Genomic DNA, 22,177 nt, shown 5'->3' on the forward strand with positions numbered 1-22,177 from the left:
GGTTGCCTTCATAGTTTTGGAATCAGGTTTTCAGCCGTACGGTTTCCCATATCCCTTCTATTTCCTTTAAAACAATCGCTTTTCCGTATACAGGAATGATTTTGTTCACAAGAAACAGGTAGCTTTCCTTATAATTTTCATTGTGAAAAAGAATGACAATCCATTTCGTCATGTCTTGAGTCAATTGATAAATGGACACTGTCTGCTCATCTAGCGGATGCTCTTGGCCAATTTGATAAATTTCAGCTCTTTCAGCATCTATACCTTGCTCTCCCAACTTTCTGCCCGCTGCAATTGTGACGGTTACACTCTCATCCACAAAATCATGTTGTGACAAAACAGTCATGGAGTTTGTCAGCTGATTATACTTTTTGGATAGGTAATCACTTTTTATTTTCAAATTGCAGCAGGGCGAGTGGAGCATGTTCAGCTCAACGCCCTTTTTTTGAGCTGCTGCCCATTGACCGTTTAATTGTAACCCCACTCCCTCATCGTAATGGAAAAATTTCTTCATCTGATGACTGCCTTCCATAATCAAATGATCCGCTATGACCCAGATGGACGGTTCAATATAGACTAATTTTCTTATGCAAGTATACGGACGATTGCGGCTGTCTTTAGCCATAAAAGCCGTTTCGACGTAAGAAATGCCGTCTTTAAAAATAGAATAGTTATGCAGGGGAAGCGCCGCTTTGCTGTATTCCCATGATTTCAGGCCTGCAGTAAAAGGCTCATCATCTATCACTATCGTATTATGGGCAGGAGCACTTTTCAAATAGATACGAAAATAATCGTCCTCTTTGTATGTATACCGGCCTGGATCAACTAAAAAAGGAACCCCATAAACTGACAAGCTAAAGTGACCCAAGTCAGCATGACCATGCCCGCTTCCTAATGTGCCATTATGAATGAAGCAGAAACCTGCATCCTTGCTCCAATCTGAGCGCATATAAATATTGCCTGTATGGTTAAAGTCCCTATTCTTTGGAGTTGGTTCCCTGCTCTGAATCATAGTGTACGCTTCTATTCCCCTTATGCCAAACATACAGCTGGAATGGAGATCTGCCGCTTGATAGCCTGCCCATTTCAGCTCTTTATCTTCAAATAATACAGCCCCTTTCACAAGCACATCTCTTATATCTGTTTCATCACTGTCAGATTGTGTGGTCTGACACCGGTTTGGCTGTGAACTATAAAGAACGGCTCTGGACATGCCTGAAAGAATTCTCTTCATATTCAGCTTGTGATCTAAAGAGAGCTGTTTTAGATAATGCTGTACTTGCATACAGGAAATAAGAACCTTGCACATGATACAGCGGAGACTGTTCCCAGTGCATATCGTCATCCATTATCTGAAGTCTCAGCTGTTCTTCAAGTGTTTGAAAAGCCCATGTGAGAAGATCAGCCTCCTTCTCATCCTCTCCAAACCAAATTAAATATGAGATCATCCCAGTCGTCTGAAGAACTCCCCAATTGCTCAATGTATATTTAGCCGTATATCTTCCCTTAAGAGAAAGCACCTGGTCTCTCAAAGAGGATAATATGATTTCCCTTTCCTCGAATGTGATGAAATTCAGTGAAATGAGATGAAGCATCCCTTTTACCCAGCTCGCACATCTTATTCCTGTATCAATTGTTCTCCAAGCCTTTGAAGACTCTTGATCAGAAACAGGATTATGATCTATCCAATGTAAAATAAGTTCTTTCCATTTTATAAGATAAGTATCATTTCTGCTGATATAATAGGCAATAATTAAATCAAAGAGGTATTCATGCCGGTTAAGCATGAAAGTCCATTCTTCATCTCCATTTGCTGAAAGCTGCCAATTCAGTACTTCCATCCGATAGGGGATAGCTGTCTGCTCCATATCCCATTTTTGCTGAAACCAAAACACATGATCCAGCAGCAAATTGGCGTTCCTGACAGCAGCATTGCACTCAGCAGGGAAAAATGACAGGCTGTGGCTAATGACACGATCCATGTCCAGTTCTTTCACATATTTTTTGATTTCTTCTGTTCCCAATTTCCCATCTCCTTCATGCCAAAGCTGAAAAACTGAAGTGGCCTTACTCATTTTGATCAGGCAGTATAAGAAGACAATTGGATCCTTCCAATTTGATCAACCTATCAAGCCCAGCTGAAACCTCTGAAGACTTTTCATATAAAAACAAAAGGGACAATTCAAGCAATGTATGCAGTGATGCTCCAGAAATTAAAGAGTGATGATGCGATTTTAATTCTTTTACTTTCCGGGCCGCGATTTGCTGCGGTGCTCCGCCAGTAAAATCGGCATAAATGAGCAGACCAGTCTGGTGATTGAGAATTTCCTCTAATTTTTTTTCGAAAAGTGAGAGCTCGTCTAGTTTTGAAAACGCAAGAACTTCAATGCTATCTGTCTTACCGATCAGCATGCTGAGTGCGGACTTGACTCCTTCCGGAAAGCTGCCGTGACCGATAAGTAAAATCTTGGCCATTTTAAACCACCCTAACTGAGTGAATATTCTTACTATTATCTTCTTTGCGCCTCATCATAAAAAGTACCTTCAATAAAAAACCGATATCGAATGATAATTCGACATCGGTTTTAGGAATTCCTATTATATTGCCAACAACCCCAGAGGGCGCTTTTAATTTTTGGCATTAATTTCAGTCTGCAGCTTTTTAAACTGTTCATTCATCTCATCCATCATGATTTCCACTTGCATTTTCTTCGGTTCGTCTTCTCTGATTCTTATAGGTTCACCAAATATAATACGCGGTTTTTTTCTTGAGAACAGCTCTTTAAAATTTGCAGGTCCAGCATAGGCAGCAGGTACTAGAGGTGCACCAGCGCTGACTGCGATCGATACAGCTCCCTTTTTCAGCGGAACTTCTTCAGAGGTTCTAGTACCGCTTGGAAAAATACCGATAACCTGTCCATCCTTTAAAAGCTTTCGCGGCCTTTTAATAGAGCTTGGTCCTGGATTTTCACGATCGACTGGAAAAGCATTCAGATGTTCCATTAGCCATTTAGTAAACGCGGATTGGAATAGCTCTTTTTTGGCCATATAATTGACCTTGATCGGCAAGATGGAAATACCAAGCCATAAAACATCCACCCATCCTGAATGGGTACATGCCAAAACATACCCTTCTTCTACCGGTAATTTATGTTTATCATAAACTTTTATTCTGCCAAAAAGGCTCAGCAAAAATTTTAGTAAATAGCCCGCAAAATAATAAACCAAGTCCACCATTCCTTTTTTAATATACTGACGGTTCCTTTTGATTTTTCAGCATCCTTCACATACGTCAAATTGAATACAATCATTTCATATTATCATTGGACAGCTCAAATCCGTCAATCATTTTTCGGTCCATCTTTTTTTTATTAGAAAAATTGATTTTCTATATTATATCACCAACTGATAGTAGTTGGTACTAAAAATCATTCATTTTTCATCGCAGAAAAAATTTTTTCTTAAAATAAGCATAGTACTTTTGATGAAAAACAACAAATTTTAAGAAAGGCTGTTTTCGAAGAGATTGTTGTTTTTCGTACATGCTTTTATCACGCATTTAGACTAGCATCGGGGCATCTTTTCTTAAAGTTTTTGCTCTGCCAATGGTTTTCGAGGCCTAAATATAGGGTCATGAGCAACAAAGTTTAAGAAAAGAGCCTAAAAGAAAAACCAGCCAATTTTGGCTGGTTTTCTTATTGATCCTTTTTATCGTTAATGGATTTTAATGCATTGCGATAAAATTCGTCACCTGCTTTAGGTTCTTTCTCAGCAGCAGTCTCTGTTTTTTTTATTTTTTGAAGAGCATTACGATAGGAATCATCATCGATTTTTGAACGGGACTTTCGTTTCTCCATTCTGGAATGAGGTGCTTCTTCAGTTCTTTCCACTTCGGCAGCCGGAGCAGTTTCATGGCTTGGGTCCGGGTCCATTATCAAATCTTTGCTCTCCACTTTTTCTGCACCCGCCGATTTTCTGGCAGATGCAGATTGAATGTTCATGGAAACCAAGACCGCTATTATAACGACTGCTATAATGGCACAGCTTATAATAATCAGCATCTTAGCATCTCCCTCTTATGCCTTTTTGAGGTTTTGTGTAACTGTTGAAACACGGGCACCAAGCGCTCTGCCCAATTGCAATCCGTTCTCAGAAATAAATTCTTTGCTGTCAACGGGGCACGTAACACCTACTCCATAATAGGAGCCATACAAGGCATTTTCAGGAATGTTTCCAGGAAGCCCTACAATAATCATGCCCTGATGAAGCATAGGCGTAATCATGTTCAGCATTGCTGTTTCCAATCCGCCATGTGTAGTAGCTGTTGTACAGAAAACAGCTCCGACTTTATCAACTAGTTTACCTTCAGCCCATAGATAGCCAAGCTGGTCAATCCAGGCTTTTAATCCAGAGCTGATGGTGCCAAAGTGGCCTGGTCCTCCCCAAATGATTGCGTCCATTTCGGGCAGTATGCGGATATCAGCATTATCTACATGATCAATGTAAACCTCTGCTCCTTCAACGGATTGAGCTCCTTCAGCAATGGACTGAGCAAGAAACTTCGTATGCTCTCCCTCAGAATCATAAACGACATAAATTTTCATGGTGCCTTTCCCCCTATCAATAAGCGTTAGTGTTATGCCTTTTCAACAGCAGATTTTGGTGCTGGAAGCATGCGTACTTCTTTGCGGGATTCTTTCTTAATGGCATGATTTTTGTCTTTTCGCACATCACGAAGGAACAAGCTTAATAGAAAGCCCAGGATAATTAGACCAGAAGCCCAGAAGAAGGCATCATCTAGCCCCAAGACATTGGATTGCAGCTGAGCCTGGCCAGAGATCATCGCCAATGCCTGTGTTTTCGCTTGTTCAAGCGGTATATGCATAGACTGGGAAATACTTTGCACCATCTGCTGAAACTGCTGCATAAAGTTAGGATCTGAAGAGTCAGCCTGATTAGCCATATTGGCGTAATGGAAAGAAGTACGGTTTGTATAGATTGTTGTAATCAAGCTCGTTCCAAGTGACCCTACAACTTGACGAAGGGTGTTGGACATAGCTGTTCCATGGCCATTTAAATGACGAGGCAATTGATTCATACCTGCTGTCATAACGGGCATCATCAATAGTGACATACCAAAGGTCCTAACCATATATAAAACCAAAATATATTCGTAAGAGCTGCTTACTGTCAAGGTTGTAAATTCATACGTAGTAATAAATGTAATCAATAAACCTACAATCGCAAGAGGTCTAGGTCCCAGTTTATCAAACAGGATTCCTGAGATTGGCGACATGACAAGCATAACAAGCGCACCAGGAAGCATGAGCAAACCGGATTCCAGCGGAGTAAATCCGCGCAGATTCTGCAAGTAAATCGGCAGCAGGAACATACCTGTATACAATGCAAAGGTCACAATCGAGCTGATGACGTTTGCCAGTGAGAACATATCATATTTAAATACCCTGAAATCTAGCATTGGTTTGCTGGATCTTAATTGCTGCAGGATAAAGATAATAATGGCTGCTGTTCCAATGATAATTGTTGAAAGTACTACTGCATCTGTCCAGCCGTTTTTACCCGCTTCACTCACACCGTATAGCAAGAAACCTACCCCAATAAAGGAAGCAATCGTACCGAAAATGTCCAATTTGATTTTCTTAGGTTCAAATAGATTTTTCAGTGTGAAAATGGCAAGTATGATTACAGCAACTCCAAAGGGGACCATTCCGTAAAACATTAAGCGCCAATTATAATTCTGGATGATCCACCCAGAAAGTGTTGGTCCTGCTGCTGGAGCAAACATCATCGCAAGACCGAAAATACCCATACCTTTCCCGCGAATTTCTGGAGGGAATATATATAGGATCATGGTCATAACAAGAGGCTGAAGGACACCACCGCCTATACCCTGTATCAGGCGGCCAATCAGCATCGTTGAAAAGTTGGGTGCTGCTCCGCAGATAAATGTTCCCAGCGTAAAGCAGGACATCGCTACGATAAACAGAGCCTTTGCACCAAATCGCTCAATCAGAAAAGCTGATAAAGGAATCAGCATCCCGTTTACAAGCAGGAAGCCTGTAGAGAGCCATTGAATGGTTGTTGCAGTTACCCCGAATTCGTTCATTAAATGCGGCATTGCTACATTTAAAAGAGTCTGGTTCAAAATAGCGAGGAAAAGACCAAGCATTAAGATAACCAAAAGAGGAATATGCTGTCTCACGCCATTATTTTGTACATCTGAAGCCATCCAGAAACCTCCTTTCTATAATTACCATTGAATACCTGGATTATTTTGTAATGCTGATTTCCGCATTCATACCAGGCAAAACTTTATCAGACGGGTTTTTAATTGAAATTTTAACCGGTACTTTTTGAGTTACCTTTGTATAGTTACCGCTAGTATTTTGCTGAGGCATCAAAGAGAATACAGATGTTGTCGCATATCCGATTTCATCAATATTGCCTTCAAATGTTGTTTTGCTGTCACCATCAACAGTAATGTCAACTTTGTCGCCATTTTCGATATCTTTAATGTCGTTTTCTTTAATGTTAGCTGTTACGTATAGATTGTTCATATCGATTGTTTGAGCAAGAACCTGTCCTGCTTGAACCATTTGATCCTGGTTCACACTGTTTTTAACAATTGTGCCGGCTTTAGTTGCTTTAATCGGAGTTTCTGTTTTCCCATCAGAAATTTTACCGATTTCTTGATCAGCTTTAACTGCGTCGCCTTCTTTTACATTCCACTGAGTGATTTTACCAGCTGCAGGTGTTGCAATTTGCATCATGTCTCCAGCAACGTGTGCTTCATCGGTTTTCAGGTAAGTCTGGTTTTGATAGTAGAAGTAAGCTCCTCCTGCTACAATCGCAAGAATAACCACCACTCCTATAATGTTCGAAATAATTAAACGTCCTCTACTCATCTTAATAAATCTCCCTTCATTATTAACGGATTGATTATTTTAGCTAACACTTTATATAAAGAAAACGAGAGCAAAAATAATTATCACTCTGGTTGAGTGATAGATTAAGGTTTACATGCTGATACTCCTGATAAACACCTCTCTTTTGCTTCTCCCCCTCTATATTTATTATTTAAACAAGTTAAATATTAACCTATATAAGTATTTTTTTCAACCATTAAATATTATTTTTTTATTAAAAATTTGCCAGCTTTCTTTCAGAATAATCTGCTAAATAGTTCTTTTTAATTTAATCGTGAAATTATCAAATAATAAGTTACAATGGAATAGGTAATAAGGATCGGTTCAAAAACGATAAGTCAAAACATGAACTACACAAACATTTAAATAGAGGTAACTTCCTTAACAATGAAAGAAGAGGATCTATTTTACATTGTAACTGACACGAACATTAAAATGGTTTAGAGAGGAAGAATACGCGTGATTCAAGACGAAATGGAGTTCATGGAAAATTTACAAATGGTCATCTCCTCGATCCGCAAAAAGCTGAAGCCTGTTATTCAGCAGAAGATGGCCCCTTATGGCATTACTTTGCCTCAATTCAACATTATGATGGCTTTGCATAAGGAAGGTGCAACCAGGGTCACACAAGTCGCGGACTTTATGAATGTGAAGCCAAGTGCAATAACGGTCATTATGGATAGGCTGATTGAACGGAATGTAGTGAAACGCTACCAGTCAAAAGAAGACCGCAGAGTGGTGATGATGGAGCTGACATCAGAAGGCTGCAGGCTGCTCAAAGAAATGAAAATAACCTATAAAGAAGTGATGAGCAAATATATTGCTCACTTTACTCTTGCAGAAATGACGTACATGCTTGAAATGTTCGAAAAGTTTGATGAAATTATTTCCGAGGAAAATACTGCTGAGTAATTGGCCTGCTGTTTGTACAGCGGGTTTTTTTATTAGGATTTTTTAGCAGATAATATGATATTGAAGTGATATCATATTTATATAAATTATGGAAAATACAGGAGGATTTGTGATGAAAGAAAAACAGGCTTGGAAGATAAATGGCTTTATCGGCATTTTAGCAATCTTAGTGCTTGCCGGTATCGGGTTTCCTCTTATTTTAACTGGAGGAGGGAGCTCAAATGGCAGTCTTCTGGCAGGTGGCATTGTTCTTCTCATTGCTGCTGCTCTAGGTCTTTCTGGTCTTTCCATTGTGCAGCCAAACGATGCCAAAGTATTGACTTTCTTCGGTACTTATATTGGTGTTATAAGGGAGCCTGGCTTTTGGGTAAGCATCCCTCTTACAAACAAAAATACTGTATCGCTTCGTGTGGTGAACTTTAATAGTGATAAGCTTAAAGTGAATGATCTCGAAGGAAATCCAATTGAAATTGCAGCAGTCATCGAGTACCGTGTACTTGATTCTGCAAAAGCGATGTTTGACGTAGCCGATTATGAGGAATTCGTTAAGCTGCAGAGCGAAACAGGAATCAGGCATATCGCTACCCAATATCCCTACGACAATTTTCAAGAAGATGATTCAATGAGCTTAAGAAAAAACAGCGATGAGGTTGCGGATCAACTTGCCATTGATCTTCAGCACCGGCTGAGAGTTTCCGGCGTAGAAATAATAGAAGCAAGAATAATGCATCTTGCCTATTCCTCCGAAATCGCAGCCGCCATGCTCCAGCGCCAGCAGGCATCAGCCGTCCTATCTGCAAGAAAGGTAATCGTCGATGGCGCAGTTGGGCTTGTTAAATCAGCCATTCATCAGCTTGCTGAGGAAGGCGTTGTGGAGCTGGACGAGGAGAAAAAAGCACAAATGGTCAATAACCTGATGGTTGCGCTAGTCTCTGAAAAAGGAACACAGCCGATTATCAATTCAGGCAGCATTTACTAGGATTGTGATAAAATAAAACGGAAAAATTTCCCATTGCGGATAGATCCTAAGCTATACGAGATTCTGGAGAAATGGGCAAATGATGAACTCAGAAGCGTTAACGCTCAGATAGAAGTACTTTTAAAAGAGGCAGCCAAAAAAGCAGGGCGCTATGAGAATGAGAAGAAAAATAATTAATTTTGATACTCTCTTATTGCTTAAGCAGAAGGAGGGCAGCCAATTTATCAGCGGGGCTAACTCCCTGCTTGTAATTTGCCCTCGTATCAGCGGACTTTCCGCTTTTATCAGCGCTAATCGGCTTTTTATCAGCGGATCCGGGCCGAATATCAGCGCAGATAGCTGTTTTATCGGCGGATCCCCTCTTGTTATCGATTTTTCTTCCTTATTAAAGGTTTTTTTACAATATGCCTGCAGCTTTCCCGTTATTTTGTATTTTACAGGCAGGAGGAGGGTCCACCGATGATGATCTGCTCCCCCGTATCGGCGGACTTTCCGCTTTTATCAGCGCCAATCGGCTTTTTATCAGCGGATCGGGCCGAATATCAGCGCAGATAGCTGTTTTATCGGCGGATCCCCTCTTAATGAGGATTTTATTTTCTTCTCAATTCTCTAGAACTCCTCAAAATTTAAATAATAGACTCTCGTCTTGTTGGCACCAGAAAAGGGGATTTTCATTCCGATCAAAAGCCTTTTAGCTGCGGAGGGAGATGAAATGTATAAGTAATCCCTTAGCTCTCTATTTGAAATTTGCGTGGAAATGAGCAAGGCATAATCCCTTAAGGCCTGAATATGATTTTCCTTTGAATATTCCCTGCACTTAGCACAAAACCAGCTGCCGCTCTGCCACTTTAAAATAAACCTGCATTTAGGACAGATTGCCCCTCGAATGATTTCATCCTTTCTTATTTTATAGCGCTCTAATAGGTCTTCATTTAGGTCAACGTGCTGCTTCTTTAATAATCGGATCAATCTTTTCCATTCTTTTTCATCAATTAAACTGCCTTTACGGATTCCTCGATATGCTGAATTTTAGTTAACAGGTTTTCACTGCGGATAATTTTTTTGCTAAGGTTTTTGTTATTAGGAGATGTGCGGATAATGCTCTGAGAATTGGTTATGACAATGATGGACTCAATCGGGATGAAAGGAAGCTTATTTTTCAGCAGCCAGTTTTTCAGCTGATGTTCTTGACGATTAACTTGGATTAATGGATCCGGAAAAGCTGTCTCTTTCTCTTCAATAGTTCGGATAAGTTGATTAAAAACCGGGTCAAAGTAGAGAGTTCCGGCCAAATTTTTTACTTCAATGATTAAAGCATAGTGTCTAGTGAGAAATAAAGTATCTATCTGGAAATATCGGGATTCATCCTTTAACCGAAGGTCATGAAAAATGGAAACTTCTTTGCCTTCAAAAAAAGAAAAGTAGTAGTCCAGGGATTTTTCTCCGCTAAATCCTGCTTTTCTTTTTGCAAGCTCTTCCATTATAATCAAACTCTTTGGGTGTCCTTGTGGAAGCCTTTGTATTAGTGCTTCTAATTTTAGTATTGAGCGGGGTACTTTTCTTTCTTTTTCTATCATATTTAACCTCCATTTTGCTGTAGGAATTACTTCTCTTTTAAAGATGTCATTGCCAATGCCGAATGACAAATCTTAATAATTCCAATTTCCCCGCTGAAATTGCTTTATTTATTATTTATCAAGCGAATGTATCTCTTCTATTCCTAATCAAATTTTGATTTTTGCATTTCCTCTAAACAACTTAGTAAGCACCCTTATGGAACATCACCCCTTTTTCTGCTACTCTATAGGAATCATAGAAGGAGGCATCCGATATGGCTGAACATCACTTTCACTTAAAAGCCCAGTGGCCAGGCTTGCGGAATGGCACTGGTAAAATAGAAGCAGGCAGCCTTAAAACCGAAATCTCCATTCCTAAAGTAATGGACGGTCCCGGTGTTGGAACAAATCCTGATGAAATGCTTCTTGGAGCAGCCGCTACCTGTTATATCATTACTCTTGCGGCAATGATGGAGCGAAGTAAACTGGACAAGGAAGATTTGACGATGGAATCAGAAGGTATTGTTGAAGTGGTGAACGGAGTCATTACTTACAAAACGATCATTCATCGTCCGAGAATTATCCTGAAAAATTCTGCATCAGAGAAAGATGAATTTCTTGCAAGGAAGCTTGCTGAAAAAGCTGAGGACTCCTGCATGATTACTAGAGCAGTAAAAGGAAATGTTGAAATTGCTCTTGAGGCTGAAATTATTAAAGGGAGTTAGTTTCAATCCAAATGAAAACCGCCTCGCTGTAAAAGCGAAGCGGTTTTTTTTACATCCAGCCTTTTTCTTCTGCTATTCTAACGGCATCGATCCTGTTTTTCGCCTGCAGCTTGGCAAATATCTCGGATAAATAGTTCCGGATCGTTCCAGATGATAAAAACAATGTAGAAGAAATTTCTTTAATGCTCTTCCCATCGGCAACGAGCCGGATAATTTCTTTTTCGCGGTCTGTCAGAGGATTGGTTTTTTCCAGAGCTCCAAAGATCAATTCAGGAGCAATTTGCCGTTTCCCTTTCATCACATTACGAATCGCTTCGGCCAATTCTTCACTAGGACCGTCCTTTAATAAATAGCCGGATACACCAGCATTGACTGAGCGTTCGAAATAGCCAGGCCGCGCAAAGGTTGTCAGAATAATGACCTTGCAGGCTGAATTTGCATCTCTTAATTGTTCAGCAACTTCAAGTCCTGTCTTTTCCGGCATTTCAATATCCAGCAGGCATACATCAGGCTGAAGCTTGCTGATCAGCGCAAGGGCTTCTTTACCGTCAGCCGCCTGCCCCGCTATTTCAATGTCTTCTTCGAGTCCTAATAATACCCCAAGTGCCCCTCTTAGCAGCGTTTGGTCTTCTGCAATGATAACACGTATCATAATTGGACAGCTTCCTTACCCGGCGTCAATACGGCGGGAACATTTATAGTCAGTTCTGAACCGCTTTTCCCATTAAAAGAAAGGCTTCCGTTAACCAATGCCAGCCTTTCCTTCAATCCCTTTAATCCATTTCCTTGCTGCTTTTCTATATCAAAGCCGATACCGTCATCCCATATTTCCATCGTTACACCGCCTTTTCCGTCCGCAATCCTCACTTCGCATTGGGTAGCCTGACTGTGCTTCACTATATTTGTCACTGCTTCGCGCAAGCACAAACTGATCATATTTTGAGCTAAAGTCGTCACATTTTTTACGTCACATTTATTTCGGCATGAAAATTGGATCCCTGCAGCTTTAAGAATTTTTTCAACCTGAATCAGTTCTTCTGAAATGGTATAGACTCTTAAATCAGAAACAAGCTCCCTCACTTGCTTTAAAGCCGAACGGGAGGCCGTTTCAATTTCCTTTGCTTCCTTAATAGCATGCTCCGGGTTTTTCACTGCAAGCTTTGATACGAGCTGGCTTTTCAACGTTATAAGTGAAAGTGTATGACCAAGCGTATCATGCAGATCGCGTGCAATCCTCATTCGTTCTTCCCTTTTCACCAGCTCACTGATTTTTTCGTTTGCCTGATCCAGCTGTTTTTCTAAATCGATTTTCCGGTTTATTGATCGGGTGCCAAACGGCATGACGATCATGACGCATATAAATGGAAGGAAGAAAGCAAAATCCTGGGGGAGCAGCTCAAAAAAATGAAACCCCAATGGAACAAGCACGACTGTAACTAGGCCAGCTATTGCCCAGCTGAACTCCCTCTTCTTCTTATACCAGCCCGCAAAAAAAGAAGAGAAAAATCCCAAAAAAGCATTGTAAGGGGTGTAAACCATACCAAGGACCATTACAATGGCCAGCTGCAGGAAAAACCACCATGTAAAACTCTTTTTTCCTGAAGATGAGTATAGCTGTCTGTAAGTGACCATAAACAAGGCGATCAATCCAAACCCAATGATAGCTTTTATTCCTTTAAAGGAGGTCATGGAATAGATAGGCATAACAAGATAAATTAAGAAGATATATGGCATACTGCCGTATTTTGCTGGAAAAACTGCAAACCTCTTTTTGCTGCTCCCCATTTATTTAACTCACGCCGCTTCCTGTTTTTTTCTGATATAGCTTGATAGTATCACAAATAAAACGGCATATGCGGCAAGAAGGAAAAGATTGGATAGGTCAGGGTATTTTTGCGCAGCCAACTGCCATGCCCCGTTTGCGAAGCTATAAGATGGAAGCCACCTGCCAATTTGCTGCATCAAGGAAGGAAGAATATCAAACGGCATCCACAATCCGCCTGTAACTGCCATTCCCATATAAAGCAAATTGCTGACCCCGATCGCCGTATCGACCCTTTTCATTGTTCCGATCAGTGTACCCAATGCCATAAAGGTAAAGGATGCAAACAAGATCCAGAGACCGCTCAGCAGCCAGATATGCACCGGCATTGTTACCCCATTGATTAGAGCGCCGGCACAAAAAATGACGGTAATGGATAAAGCATGAATGACAGATTGAGCAACCATCTTCGCTAGAAAGTAAAGACTGCCAGGGAGCGGTGTAACAAGCATAAATAATGACCAGCCTTGCGTACGCTCTTGAACTGTTCTGATACCCAGTGTCATAATCCCTGATCCCATAACGCTGAATGCGGCCATGGACATCAGGTAGTGAGCCTGCCATTCTTTCATATTTGGCGCATCTGTATTTACGACTCTAGTAAAAATTGTATAAAACAGGATAGGCATCAGCAATGAGGAACCAACATAATACCGGTTTCTTAACAGCCTCTTAATTTCAGCCTTGCATTGCATTAGAAATGCGTTCATTTTCTATCCCTCTTTCATTCTCATTTAAAAGCTGCTCAAATGCTTCTTCCAGCCTTCCATGATCAATCATAATTTCCTTTGCTTTAATGCCGTGTTTAAAGATAAAATCCAGAACCCCATCCGTATCTTCGGTTTCAGCATAATAACGATCCCCTTTCTTGTAAACTGCTGTTGTAAATGGCAATGCCCTTAGACTTACTGCAGCTTTTTTATCATCTGAAATAAAGGAAACTGATTTTTTCGAAAGCAAAGATTTGATTTCTGCCGGGGTCCCTTCTGCAGCAATGCTTCCTTTTTTAAATAAGATGATCCGGTCTGACATATCGTCCGCTTCCTGCAAATAGTGAGTAGTAAAAATAACCGTCTTGCCTTCTGTTGAAAGCCTCTTAATCTTCTCCCAAAATACCCGCCTTGATGTGGTATCCATCCCTACAGTCGGTTCATCCAAAAACAGCAAATCCGGATCTCCTGCCATAGCCAGTGCAAAATTAAGCCTTCTCTTTTGGCCCCCTGACAGTTTATCAGTCTTTCTCTTCGTTTCTTTTTCTAGCATGGAAAGCTCTAACAATTCCTTTTTAGATAAGGGCTCCGGATAATAACTGCGAAACAAATCGATTACTTCTTCTACTGTTAAGCCATCAAGAACACTTACTTCCTGAAGCATCGCTCCGATTCGTTTTTTAATACTCTGTTCTTTCGGGTGCTTGCCGAAGAGAGCAACCTCTCCTTCTGAACTGTCCAGCAGCCCTAGCATCATCAATATCGTCGTTGTTTTTCCAGCTCCGTTCGGTCCAAGAATAGATACAACTTCTCCCTGCTTGATGGAAAAAGATACATTCCGCACAGCACTGTATTGCTTAAATGTTTTGGATACGTTTTTTAGCTCCACTGCATTCAACGCTTCCACCTCCAGATTTTCTACTTTCATCATACTCACCGGACCAACGCAGTATCAGTAGCATTTATCATCAGATTGACATGACAAATATCATTTATTTTTCTATAAATTGCCGTCTTATCTGAATCATGAATCCAAAACAAAAGGCGCAGGCGCCCTGGTTAGCCCCGACAAGCGCTGGAGGGCCTGGCTGTGAAGTCGTTCTTTGACTTCATTGACAGGACCGAAGCGACCTCGAGGGGCTGGGCGCTGGAGCTGGATTTCAATACACTTGTTGAAAGTTATCAACAAGGTGAAAATTTTATAATTTCCTTAACAATAAAAAAAGACAGCCGCAGGTAAATACTGAGGCTGCCTTCTTTCATTTTTTTAAGCTGTTTCTGTCACTTTTTCTTTCTTAATAACCAACCGCTCTTTTCCCATTAAGAAAACAAATAAAAACGCAAGTCCGGCAGGCAAAAGAGCCCACATGAATGTATGAACGATTGAATTTGAAAGACCATCAATAATCGGATTTAAAATTTGAGGAGGCAGTTTTTCCCGGACGCCTGCTGACAGTATTTGTCTCGCATCTCCTCCATGCTGTCCTGCCATTCCGCCCATTCCTTTAAAAGCTTCTTTCAGCTGAGCAGCAAAGTCATTTTTCTGAATGGTACCGAACATGGTAATTCCTACAGTCATGCCGAGTGAACGAATAAAGTTGCTCGTTGATGAGGCAGATCCCCTCTGGTACATTTCGAATCCATGAATGGCTGCCATTCCGAGAACCGAGAAGGAAAATCCCACACCGCATCCGACAATGATCATATAAAAGGTTAATAATACCCTGCTTGTTTCTGGTGTGAGAGTAGTAAGCAGCAGGAAGCCTGCTAATAAAATAATTCCCGAAAAAAACATGATGTTTCTGTAGCTCATTTTTGCAGAAAGGAATCCGCCTATCTGTGCCGTAACAACAGATCCTAGCATCATCGGCAGAAGAATGAGGCCTGAATTGGTCGCAGTCCCTCCGTATACTCCTTGAATGAAAATCGGAATATAAACCGTTGCCGACATGAAAGCTGCTCCGTAAAACAAACCAACAATTGTACTGCCTGCAAATAGCCTGTTTTTAAACATTTTAAAAGATATAATCGGATCGGAAGCCTTCGTTTCTGCATATAGAAAAATCAAAAATAAGAGAACAAATCCCCCAAACAGACTGAGAATAACGCTTGAATTCCATGCGTACTTTTCACCGCCAAGCTCCAGAGCAAACATGAGACACACAACCGCTCCGATTAGGGTTGTAGCGCCCCACCAGTCAATGCGCTGTTTTTGGTGAATTTTCGATTCTTTATAAAACATCATAACAAAAATAAGTGAAATAATTCCAAGAGGAAGATTAATATAAAATACCCAATGCCAGCTGATATTGTCTGTAATATACGCACCAAGAAGAGGTCCAAAAATGCTGGATAAGCCAAAAACCGCTCCAAACAGGCCTCCCATTTTCCCTCTTTTTTCTGGCGGGAAAATATCAAATACAATGGTAAATGCAATTGGAACGAGTGCACCGCCGCCAATTCCCTGAATAGCTCTGTAAATACTTAATTCCAGAATGCTGTGGGCTGTTCCGCATAAGGCAGAACCAATCATAAATAAAATTAATCCAAAAATAAAAAATCGCTTTCTCCCATACATATCGGACAGCTTTCCGAAAATCGGCATGCCTGCCATTTCAGCTACCATATAAGCAGAGACGACCCAAACAAAATTCTCAAGGCCTCCAAGGTCACCGACAATTGTACCCATAGCGGTTACAACAATGGTATTATCCATAGAAGCCATCAGGATTCCAAGAAGCAATCCAGCGACAACAAATCCCATATTAGCCTGTGTTCTAGGCATAAACTGATGACACATCCTTCTTCGTTCTATTTGAATACCTTCTATAAGATTCCTTTTTTAGGGTGAATATACCTGAATGATAACATCCTCATCTCCTAAACAAAAACATTGTTATAGCAACTTCTCATTATTCTGCTTGTTTTCTTGTTTCCCTGACAATGGCATCAGCGCTTTCTTCAAAATGATCTGTGTATTCCACAAGCTCAATTTCACAGCCTGTTCCAATATATACTTTCTGCCCTCTTACAACTTTTGCTTTTGTATACTCCAGATGAATGGTATCTCCCTCGATTGTGTCAGCAGTGAGCGTTCCTTCCAGAAATTCAGCGGGAAGAAATAGTGCTTTTAGAATTTTTTTCAGAGAAGAACCGCGTCCTCTTTTTACGACAATCGTTTCCCCGCCGATTTCTTTTGCCTTGCTTCGCCAATGAAGCTGCATATCAATATTCTCTGCATTCAAAAGCCCGCCAATTTGGAAGTTGCCTCGTGATTTGAATTCCTCTGCATTGCAATCCTTGCCAACTTCTATCGAACCTTTCACATTTAATTTTTCTGTGGAAAGACTGCCCTTAAAGGCGGAGGTACCTTCAACTTTCATTTCTTTTATTTGTCCGCTTCCATTCACATTCATTTTCCCAAACACTTCAAACTCTTCTGAAATTAAATTGCCTTCTATATCCGTTTTACCGCTCACTTTTCCTCTTTTCGAAAGAACATTGCCTTTCGTTTCAGCACTTCCGCTGATTTTAAAAAAGTCACATTCCACATCAGTTGTCAGTATGCCAACACCGCTAATGAGGACATCTTTAAAGCTTCCGCCTGCAACTTGCATATTTCCTGAAATTTTTAAATCGTATTTTTCCATGCTCTTCATCCTTGGTTCCTCCTAAAAAAGTCTTCCCTTTAATTCTTCAATACATTGGGTTAGGTTCATCCTGAAACATTGCTTTGCATCTGATTCGTGATATAAGGTGCTATTTGAGGAAACGAGCATACAGAAGGTCACTCCCATTTTCCGAAGTAAAACGATGTCGAGGATCTGCCTGCTGCTTTCTTTATCATGCTGATCCATCACCTTCAGAATGCTCTTTCCATCCTCTACAGTGATGTCCCCCGTTTGCAAACCTTTATCAAGTAAAAAGAGTTTGAAAATATCATCAAACGAATAAGAGTCCATTGGTACAAGGCATTCTGCAAAAACTGCCAGCGCGGTTTCTGATATGAGTTTTCTGTTAATCAGTTCACTCTTGGTTAATATTATTTCTGAAGGGCTTGGAGATAATAAATCGGCAATAGAATCAAGTGATAAATCATCTTTTAAGCTTTGAATTTTATTAACCCGTGATAACATTTGCTCTTTCGGGAAAAAAGTTTCCTGGCCCGTAAAAGTTGATTTTCTTATAAACCAGTCCTCTGGAATGAGCTCTTTTCGCTTCCATCTGTATAGCTGGCCATACGAAATTCCAGTTGATTCCAGCAGGTCTTTCTTTGAGATTAAATCCTCTTCCATCGAAACTTCACCTCTCTATCCAATAATGTAACATAACACTGTTACGCTCGAAAAGAAAAATTTCTGCTTCAAATTCAAAACTTCTGTGAAACTTCCTGATTTTACTGTTTGTCCAGGAAAATTTATAATAAGATTTAAGAAGAATTTCGTTTACTACAGTTTATTGAAAATAAAGGAGCATACTATGAAGCAAAGAAATTACACCCCTATTATTGTGATATTAACCGTCCTGATCAACTTGATCGTGGCAGTCCTCTATTTTATGCCTAAAAATCATGGGCTGAATAACATGGATTTAACCTTTTTGCCGTTTTTTAATGCCATTATGAACAGTTTTACCTTTATCTTTTTACTTGCAGCGCTTTATTCCATACTCGCTCAAAAGAATATTAAACGTCATAGAGGCTACATATTTGCAGCATTTACAACAACCGCCCTGTTTCTCATTTCCTATGTAACATATCATGCCATGGCACCAAACACTCATTATGGCGGTTCTGGAATTTCCGTACCGATTTATTATTTTATCCTGATTACTCATATTGTTCTTTCAGCAGCGATTGTTCCGCTTGCATTAATCACCCTTTCAAGAGGCTTGAATATGCAGGTTGCTAAGCATAAACGCATTGCCCGCTGGACAATGCCGCTTTGGCTATATGTAAGTTTAACTGGAGTCATCGTTTATCTCATGATTTCTCCGTACTATTAAAAAAGTAAGGATGGCATATTTGAGCTATGCTCCGAAAAAGATGCTTCTCACTCTAAATTTCAGCTGCAGGACCCTTGATTTGGCAGGAACTTTAAGAAAAGATGCCCTGAAGCAAGTTACAATGCGTGATGAAAGCATTTACGAACAGCAACATTCTCTGCGAAAACAGCCAAAAGAAACAATCATGAGTATGTCAAATCACTTGGTGCCGATCACGTTATTGATTATCATGAACAAAACGTAAAAGAGGAAGTCATGCGTTTAACAAACGGACGCGGAGTGGATGCTGTTTTAGATACTGTCAGCAGACAAAATGCTACAGATTCTCTTGAGATGCTTGCCTTTATGGGACACATCGCATATATTGCCGGTACACCTGATTTTACAAAAATCCCTTCCTGTACGAAGGTTGTTTCCTATCAAGAAATTGCTTTAGCACCAGCTCACACTGCAGAAGATAAAGAAGCACAAAGTGATTTAGGAAAAATTGGAGATAAAATGCTCGAGCTTGTAAAACAAAACAAGCTTCGTCCGATGGTTGCGGTTGCGGAAACCGTTTCTCTTGCCGAGGTCCCTGAAGCCTTGCAGCGTTTTTCTGAAAGACATGTTAAAGGAAAAATCGTAGCTAAAATAAATTTAAGAAAAAAAGGAGCTGTTTGGAACAGCTCCTTTTTGTTATCTATTAAAATACGCTTTTAATCCCTGAACAATACCATTTGAAGCTTTATCCTGATAGTCGGCCGTTGTAATTAGCCTTTCTTCCAGCGCATTCGAAAGAAATCCGAGTTCAATTAAAATAGATGGATATCTATTATCTCTTAATACTTGCAGGTTTTTGTAGCTTACTTTCCTGTCTGGAAGCTTCACAGCTGAAAGTACGCTCTGATGCACCTTTGATGCCAGAAGGCTGTCTTTTGCGAAGGTGTAGTAAAATGTTGAAATTCCAGTTGCTGCTGGACCGCCGGAATCATAGTGAATACTAATAAATGCACCGGCTTTGCTCTTGTTGCTTAGTGCAGCTCTTTCGCTTAAAGTAGGATAGGTATCTGAATTACGGGTATAGATGACATTTGCCCCTTCATTTTGGAGCTTTTTTACTACTAGTTGAGAGGTTATCAGTGTTAGAGACTTTTCATATGTATATCTGCCTCTTGTCCCTGTGTCATATCCTCCGTGTCCAGCATCAATGACTATTGTTTTTCCGGCAAGCACCCCGCTTGGTGCAGGAGCCGGTGTGCCTGGCAATGGTGCAGTGCCGCCGCTTGAAACGAGCCAGCTTGCAATCCAGCCATATTTCCCATCAGGCAATTTCACTTTAAACCAATCACTGCTTGACCCATAAGTTTGCAGAGTTGTACCTGCCATCAGTGTACTGATTACAGGTGAAGCTGTCCCAGGGCCTGAACGAATATTAGAGTCCGTCTTTAATATTACTGAGGCTGGTACAGCAGTACCTGTATTTCCAGATCCAGCTGATGTGCCTGTTGAAGGCACTGATGGAACAGAAGCACTGCCCAGGTATTGCGATGCTGCCCACCCGGTTAGTCCCTTGCTGTTTTTCACATTGGACCAGGTCCCCTGTGTTTTCAATACGGAGACAATTTCATTTTTTTTCAGTGCAGTAAGCACTTTTCCGCTTGCCGAAGCTGTTGCACGAAGATTTAACGTTGTTGCAGTGACCTTTTTTTGCACAGTCGCTGCTGGTGCCGGCGGCGGTAACTGAGAAACTGCAGCGGAAGTAAGATATTTAGCATTTACCCAGCCTGTTTTATCGCTTGCTGACACTTGAGACCATCCGTTTTGCGTTTTCACAATGGTTACAACCGCATTTTTTTTCAAAGACATTACGACTTTGCCTGATGTGCTTGGGGTGGAACGAACATTCAAAGAGGAAGCATTCACTTTAGCTGTTTTTAAAGCAGCCGCTGTGACCTGTTTAATGGATAAATAAGAAGCATTTACCCAGCCTGTTTTATTTCCAGATTGAATCTTCGCCCAGCCTGACTTTTGATCGAGAACAGTGACAGTCTGGTTCTTTTTCACCTGCGTTATGATGCTTGCTTTCAAAGAAGCTGAAGATCTTACATTTAACACAGTCGCTTTCACAATACCTTGTCCGGCAGCAGCATTCGCCGAGGTGGTTCCTGGGGAAAAGGATCCGAAGACCATAACAATAAGCAGTCCTGCTATCAATAATCCCTTTCTTATGCTTGTCTTCATGCTGTAACTCCTCTCAATATTAAAAACTCACTTTTACTATCGACAGTCTACGAAAATACCGTTAGGATCTAAAGTCCTATTTTATTGGTATTAATAGGATAACGAATGATATATTTCTCCATAAATCTAGTTTTTTCCTCCTTTTTCTGCCTCAAAAAAATAAAAATTTGTCCTAATCTGAATAAATAAAAGCTGGATTCACATAGATTGCTGCTATTCGTATTGGTTTAAAACACGCATGAAGATAGGCTTCGTGGCATCTTTTCTTAAAATTCGCAAATGTATACTTGTTCAGAAATCCTTTATTTAGACGAGAAAACAACAAAGTTTAAGAAAAGAGAATAAATAAAAAAGGAGTGAAGGTTTCCCTTCTCTCCCAGCATTAAGAATCTGTTATTGTCCCCCCGTTTACATGCAAAACCTGCCCTGTCACATATGCTGAGTCATCTGAAGCAAGATAAATATAAGTTGGAGCGAGTTCAAACGGCTGACCGGGTCTTTTCATAGGGGTGTCCCTGCCAAATTGGCTCACATACGGAGCCTGATAACTCGACACTATTAACGGGGTCCATATAGGACCTGGTGCAACAGCGTTAACCCTTATTCCTTTATCCACTAGCTGGGAAGACAGGGAACGGGTAAACGTCACAAGAGCTCCCTTTGTTGAAGAATAATCCAGGAGCAAAGCATTCCCTTTGTAAGCAGTGACTGAAGTTGTGCTGATAATAGAGCTTCCCCGTTTGAGATGCGGCAGTGCAGCTTTCACCATATAAAACATCGGAAAGACATTCGTTTGAAAGGTTGTTTCAAGCTGTTCCTTTGTAATATCCATGATTGAAACTTGAGGGTATTGAACAGCTTGATTCATTACTAGAATATCAAGCTTGCCAAAGTGTTCGATGGTCTCCTCAATTAACTCCTGGGAAGTGTTTTCATTCCGCAAATCGCCAGGGACTGTCAGGCACTTTACCCCGTATTGCTCCACTTTCTCCTTCGTGGCATTTGCATCTTCCTGTTCATAAAGGTAGGCAATGACTACATTTGCTCCTTCCTTTGCAAATCCAATCGCGACAGCTCTTCCAATCCCGCTGTCCCCTCCGGTTATGATGGCACTCTTGTCTTTTAGTTTTCCGCTTCCCTTGTATGAAGGATTGTCTGAGATTGGCGGAGGAACCATCTGATATTCAAGGCCAGGCTGCACATTCTGGTGCTGGGGCGGAAATGTCAAAGGAAGCTCTTTGCATTTTTTTTCATAACCATAGTACGGATACATCGGATAGGAATTCATTTTTATTCCCCCAT

Annotated in this window: 26 protein-coding genes; 8 read left to right on the top strand and 18 right to left on the bottom strand. The window is 40.7% G+C overall.

All coding sequences use genetic code 11. The features are described 5' to 3' along the window. Window positions 1-22: 22 nt before the first annotated feature. The 8 genes from ACOT8F_RS09820 to ACOT8F_RS09855 form a co-directional block, all read right to left on the bottom strand. A complete protein-coding gene (locus tag ACOT8F_RS09820) occupies window positions 23-1,213 on the bottom strand; it encodes a heparinase II/III domain-containing protein (RefSeq protein ID WP_421651604.1) in 1,191 nt (396 codons plus the stop codon). Next, complete coding sequence (locus tag ACOT8F_RS09825) at window positions 1,191-2,075, bottom strand: heparinase II/III family protein (RefSeq protein WP_421651606.1); 885 nt, start codon at window positions 2,073-2,075, stop codon at window positions 1,191-1,193. Before ACOT8F_RS09825 ends, ACOT8F_RS09820 begins: the two co-directional genes overlap by 23 nt. Further along, on the bottom strand, window positions 2,068-2,475 hold the full coding sequence (locus tag ACOT8F_RS09830; protein ID WP_421651607.1) for a PTS sugar transporter subunit IIA: 408 nt from the start codon (window positions 2,473-2,475) through the stop codon (window positions 2,068-2,070). The genes ACOT8F_RS09825 and ACOT8F_RS09830 overlap by 8 nt, the downstream gene beginning before the upstream one ends. 153 nt (window positions 2,476-2,628) lie before the next feature. Next, complete coding sequence (locus ACOT8F_RS09835; RefSeq protein WP_421651608.1) at window positions 2,629-3,228, bottom strand: lysophospholipid acyltransferase family protein; 600 nt, start codon at window positions 3,226-3,228, stop codon at window positions 2,629-2,631. A 467-nt stretch (window positions 3,229-3,695) separates the two neighbouring features. Beyond that, a complete protein-coding gene (locus tag ACOT8F_RS09840; RefSeq protein WP_421651610.1) occupies window positions 3,696-4,061 on the bottom strand; it encodes a hypothetical protein in 366 nt (121 codons plus the stop codon). Window positions 4,062-4,076: 15 nt separating this feature from the next. Continuing rightward, window positions 4,077-4,604, bottom strand: coding sequence for an NAD(P)H-dependent oxidoreductase (locus tag ACOT8F_RS09845; protein ID WP_421651611.1), 528 nt, complete (start codon window positions 4,602-4,604; stop codon window positions 4,077-4,079). Between the two features lie 32 nt (window positions 4,605-4,636). Next, window positions 4,637-6,250, bottom strand: coding sequence for a DHA2 family efflux MFS transporter permease subunit (locus tag ACOT8F_RS09850; RefSeq protein WP_421651612.1), 1,614 nt, complete (start codon window positions 6,248-6,250; stop codon window positions 4,637-4,639). A gap of 40 nt (window positions 6,251-6,290) precedes the next feature. Next, on the bottom strand, window positions 6,291-6,926 hold the full coding sequence (locus tag ACOT8F_RS09855; protein WP_421651613.1) for an HlyD family secretion protein: 636 nt from the start codon (window positions 6,924-6,926) through the stop codon (window positions 6,291-6,293). A gap of 480 nt (window positions 6,927-7,406) precedes the next feature. Between ACOT8F_RS09855 and ACOT8F_RS09860 the strand changes: the two genes are divergently transcribed. From ACOT8F_RS09860 to ACOT8F_RS09870, 4 genes are all read left to right on the top strand, one after another. Further along, the gene (locus ACOT8F_RS09860) at window positions 7,407-7,859 is read left to right on the top strand and encodes a MarR family winged helix-turn-helix transcriptional regulator (RefSeq protein WP_421651614.1); all 453 of its coding nucleotides are present in this window, start codon (window positions 7,407-7,409) and stop codon (window positions 7,857-7,859) included. A 112-nt stretch (window positions 7,860-7,971) separates the two neighbouring features. After that, a complete protein-coding gene (locus ACOT8F_RS09865) occupies window positions 7,972-8,838 on the top strand; it encodes an SPFH domain-containing protein (RefSeq protein ID WP_421651616.1) in 867 nt (288 codons plus the stop codon). A gap of 12 nt (window positions 8,839-8,850) precedes the next feature. Next, the gene (locus tag ACOT8F_RS20965) at window positions 8,851-9,015 is read left to right on the top strand and encodes a type II toxin-antitoxin system antitoxin (RefSeq protein WP_489672227.1); all 165 of its coding nucleotides are present in this window, start codon (window positions 8,851-8,853) and stop codon (window positions 9,013-9,015) included. Beyond that, window positions 8,996-9,301, top strand: a complete 306-nt coding sequence (locus ACOT8F_RS09870; RefSeq protein ID WP_421651617.1) for a hypothetical protein — start codon at window positions 8,996-8,998, stop codon at window positions 9,299-9,301. The genes ACOT8F_RS20965 and ACOT8F_RS09870 overlap by 20 nt, the downstream gene beginning before the upstream one ends. A 529-nt stretch (window positions 9,302-9,830) precedes the next feature. Here the strand turns inward: ACOT8F_RS09870 and ACOT8F_RS09875 are convergent. Further along, window positions 9,831-10,415, bottom strand: coding sequence for a nuclease-related domain-containing protein (locus ACOT8F_RS09875; protein WP_421651618.1), 585 nt, complete (start codon window positions 10,413-10,415; stop codon window positions 9,831-9,833). A gap of 254 nt (window positions 10,416-10,669) precedes the next feature. Here ACOT8F_RS09875 and ACOT8F_RS09880 point away from each other — a divergent pair, with 254 nt between their 5' ends. Next, the gene (locus tag ACOT8F_RS09880; protein ID WP_421651619.1) at window positions 10,670-11,119 is read left to right on the top strand and encodes an OsmC family protein; all 450 of its coding nucleotides are present in this window, start codon (window positions 10,670-10,672) and stop codon (window positions 11,117-11,119) included. A 49-nt stretch (window positions 11,120-11,168) separates the two neighbouring features. Here ACOT8F_RS09880 and ACOT8F_RS09885 read toward each other — a convergent pair whose 3' ends face one another. The 7 genes from ACOT8F_RS09885 to ACOT8F_RS09915 all read right to left on the bottom strand — a co-directional run bounded on the left by ACOT8F_RS09885 (window position 11,169) and on the right by ACOT8F_RS09915 (window position 17,946). Next, window positions 11,169-11,771 carry a response regulator transcription factor gene (locus ACOT8F_RS09885; RefSeq protein WP_421651620.1) on the bottom strand — a complete coding sequence of 201 codons (603 nt, stop codon included), beginning with the start codon at window positions 11,769-11,771 and terminating at the stop codon, window positions 11,169-11,171. Continuing rightward, complete coding sequence (locus tag ACOT8F_RS09890) at window positions 11,768-12,904, bottom strand: sensor histidine kinase (protein ID WP_421651622.1); 1,137 nt, start codon at window positions 12,902-12,904, stop codon at window positions 11,768-11,770. The genes ACOT8F_RS09885 and ACOT8F_RS09890 overlap by 4 nt, the downstream gene beginning before the upstream one ends. Window positions 12,905-12,913: 9 nt before the next feature. Then, window positions 12,914-13,651, bottom strand: coding sequence for an ABC transporter permease (locus ACOT8F_RS09895; protein WP_421651624.1), 738 nt, complete (start codon window positions 13,649-13,651; stop codon window positions 12,914-12,916). Continuing rightward, entirely contained in the window at window positions 13,620-14,549 is a 930-nt protein-coding gene (locus ACOT8F_RS09900) for an ABC transporter ATP-binding protein (RefSeq protein ID WP_421651625.1), read from the bottom strand. The genes ACOT8F_RS09895 and ACOT8F_RS09900 overlap by 32 nt, the downstream gene beginning before the upstream one ends. A 369-nt stretch (window positions 14,550-14,918) precedes the next feature. Further along, a complete protein-coding gene (locus ACOT8F_RS09905) occupies window positions 14,919-16,436 on the bottom strand; it encodes an MDR family MFS transporter (protein ID WP_421651626.1) in 1,518 nt (505 codons plus the stop codon). Window positions 16,437-16,563: 127 nt separating this feature from the next. Next, on the bottom strand, window positions 16,564-17,310 hold the full coding sequence (locus ACOT8F_RS09910) for a hypothetical protein (protein WP_421651628.1): 747 nt from the start codon (window positions 17,308-17,310) through the stop codon (window positions 16,564-16,566). A 12-nt stretch (window positions 17,311-17,322) separates the two neighbouring features. Next, a complete protein-coding gene (locus ACOT8F_RS09915) occupies window positions 17,323-17,946 on the bottom strand; it encodes a YhbD family protein (protein ID WP_421651629.1) in 624 nt (207 codons plus the stop codon). A gap of 184 nt (window positions 17,947-18,130) precedes the next feature. Between ACOT8F_RS09915 and ACOT8F_RS09920 the strand changes: the two genes are divergently transcribed. From ACOT8F_RS09920 to ACOT8F_RS09930, 3 genes are read left to right on the top strand one after another with little or no spacing between them, the layout of a single operon-like run. After that, complete coding sequence (locus tag ACOT8F_RS09920; protein WP_421651631.1) at window positions 18,131-18,655, top strand: DUF420 domain-containing protein; 525 nt, start codon at window positions 18,131-18,133, stop codon at window positions 18,653-18,655. A 19-nt stretch (window positions 18,656-18,674) separates the two neighbouring features. Next, entirely contained in the window at window positions 18,675-18,899 is a 225-nt protein-coding gene (locus ACOT8F_RS09925; protein ID WP_421651632.1) for a hypothetical protein, read from the top strand. Further along, complete coding sequence (locus ACOT8F_RS09930; protein ID WP_421651930.1) at window positions 18,875-19,354, top strand: zinc-binding dehydrogenase; 480 nt, start codon at window positions 18,875-18,877, stop codon at window positions 19,352-19,354. The genes ACOT8F_RS09925 and ACOT8F_RS09930 overlap by 25 nt, the downstream gene beginning before the upstream one ends. Here ACOT8F_RS09930 and ACOT8F_RS09935 read toward each other — a convergent pair. Then, complete coding sequence (locus ACOT8F_RS09935; RefSeq protein WP_421651634.1) at window positions 19,331-20,875, bottom strand: N-acetylmuramoyl-L-alanine amidase family protein; 1,545 nt, start codon at window positions 20,873-20,875, stop codon at window positions 19,331-19,333. The two genes, ACOT8F_RS09930 and ACOT8F_RS09935, sit on opposite strands and share 24 nt — an antisense overlap. A gap of 382 nt (window positions 20,876-21,257) precedes the next feature. Further along, a complete protein-coding gene (locus ACOT8F_RS09940; RefSeq protein WP_421651635.1) occupies window positions 21,258-22,163 on the bottom strand; it encodes an SDR family oxidoreductase in 906 nt (301 codons plus the stop codon). Window positions 22,164-22,177: the final 14 nt, after the last annotated feature.

Source organism: Chryseobacillus diguaensis (genome assembly GCF_049220665.1).
Taxonomy (GTDB): domain Bacteria; phylum Bacillota; class Bacilli; order Bacillales; family Bacillaceae; genus Metabacillus_B.

Coding starts and splice junctions, on each gene's coding strand:
- ACOT8F_RS09820 (WP_421651604.1), bottom strand. CDS start 1,213: ATGTCCAGAGCCGTTCTTTATAGTTCACAGCCAAACCGGTGTCAGACC.
- ACOT8F_RS09825 (WP_421651606.1), bottom strand. CDS start 2,075: ATGAGTAAGGCCACTTCAGTTTTTCAGCTTTGGCATGAAGGAGATGGG.
- ACOT8F_RS09830 (WP_421651607.1), bottom strand. CDS start 2,475: ATGGCCAAGATTTTACTTATCGGTCACGGCAGCTTTCCGGAAGGAGTC.
- ACOT8F_RS09840 (WP_421651610.1), bottom strand. CDS start 4,061: ATGCTGATTATTATAAGCTGTGCCATTATAGCAGTCGTTATAATAGCG.
- ACOT8F_RS09845 (WP_421651611.1), bottom strand. CDS start 4,604: ATGAAAATTTATGTCGTTTATGATTCTGAGGGAGAGCATACGAAGTTT.
- ACOT8F_RS09850 (WP_421651612.1), bottom strand. CDS start 6,250: ATGGCTTCAGATGTACAAAATAATGGCGTGAGACAGCATATTCCTCTT.
- ACOT8F_RS09855 (WP_421651613.1), bottom strand. CDS start 6,926: ATGAGTAGAGGACGTTTAATTATTTCGAACATTATAGGAGTGGTGGTT.
- ACOT8F_RS09865 (WP_421651616.1), top strand. CDS start 7,972: ATGAAAGAAAAACAGGCTTGGAAGATAAATGGCTTTATCGGCATTTTA.
- ACOT8F_RS09870 (WP_421651617.1), top strand. CDS start 8,996: ATGAGAAGAAAAATAATTAATTTTGATACTCTCTTATTGCTTAAGCAG.
- ACOT8F_RS09875 (WP_421651618.1), bottom strand. CDS start 10,415: ATGATAGAAAAAGAAAGAAAAGTACCCCGCTCAATACTAAAATTAGAA.
- ACOT8F_RS09880 (WP_421651619.1), top strand. CDS start 10,670: ATGGCTGAACATCACTTTCACTTAAAAGCCCAGTGGCCAGGCTTGCGG.
- ACOT8F_RS09885 (WP_421651620.1), bottom strand. CDS start 11,771: ATGATACGTGTTATCATTGCAGAAGACCAAACGCTGCTAAGAGGGGCA.
- ACOT8F_RS09890 (WP_421651622.1), bottom strand. CDS start 12,904: ATGGGGAGCAGCAAAAAGAGGTTTGCAGTTTTTCCAGCAAAATACGGC.
- ACOT8F_RS09895 (WP_421651624.1), bottom strand. CDS start 13,651: ATGAACGCATTTCTAATGCAATGCAAGGCTGAAATTAAGAGGCTGTTA.
- ACOT8F_RS09905 (WP_421651626.1), bottom strand. CDS start 16,436: ATGCCTAGAACACAGGCTAATATGGGATTTGTTGTCGCTGGATTGCTT.
- ACOT8F_RS09910 (WP_421651628.1), bottom strand. CDS start 17,310: ATGAAGAGCATGGAAAAATACGATTTAAAAATTTCAGGAAATATGCAA.
- ACOT8F_RS09915 (WP_421651629.1), bottom strand. CDS start 17,946: ATGGAAGAGGATTTAATCTCAAAGAAAGACCTGCTGGAATCAACTGGA.
- ACOT8F_RS09920 (WP_421651631.1), top strand. CDS start 18,131: ATGAAGCAAAGAAATTACACCCCTATTATTGTGATATTAACCGTCCTG.
- ACOT8F_RS09935 (WP_421651634.1), bottom strand. CDS start 20,875: ATGAAGACAAGCATAAGAAAGGGATTATTGATAGCAGGACTGCTTATT.
- ACOT8F_RS09940 (WP_421651635.1), bottom strand. CDS start 22,163: ATGAATTCCTATCCGATGTATCCGTACTATGGTTATGAAAAAAAATGC.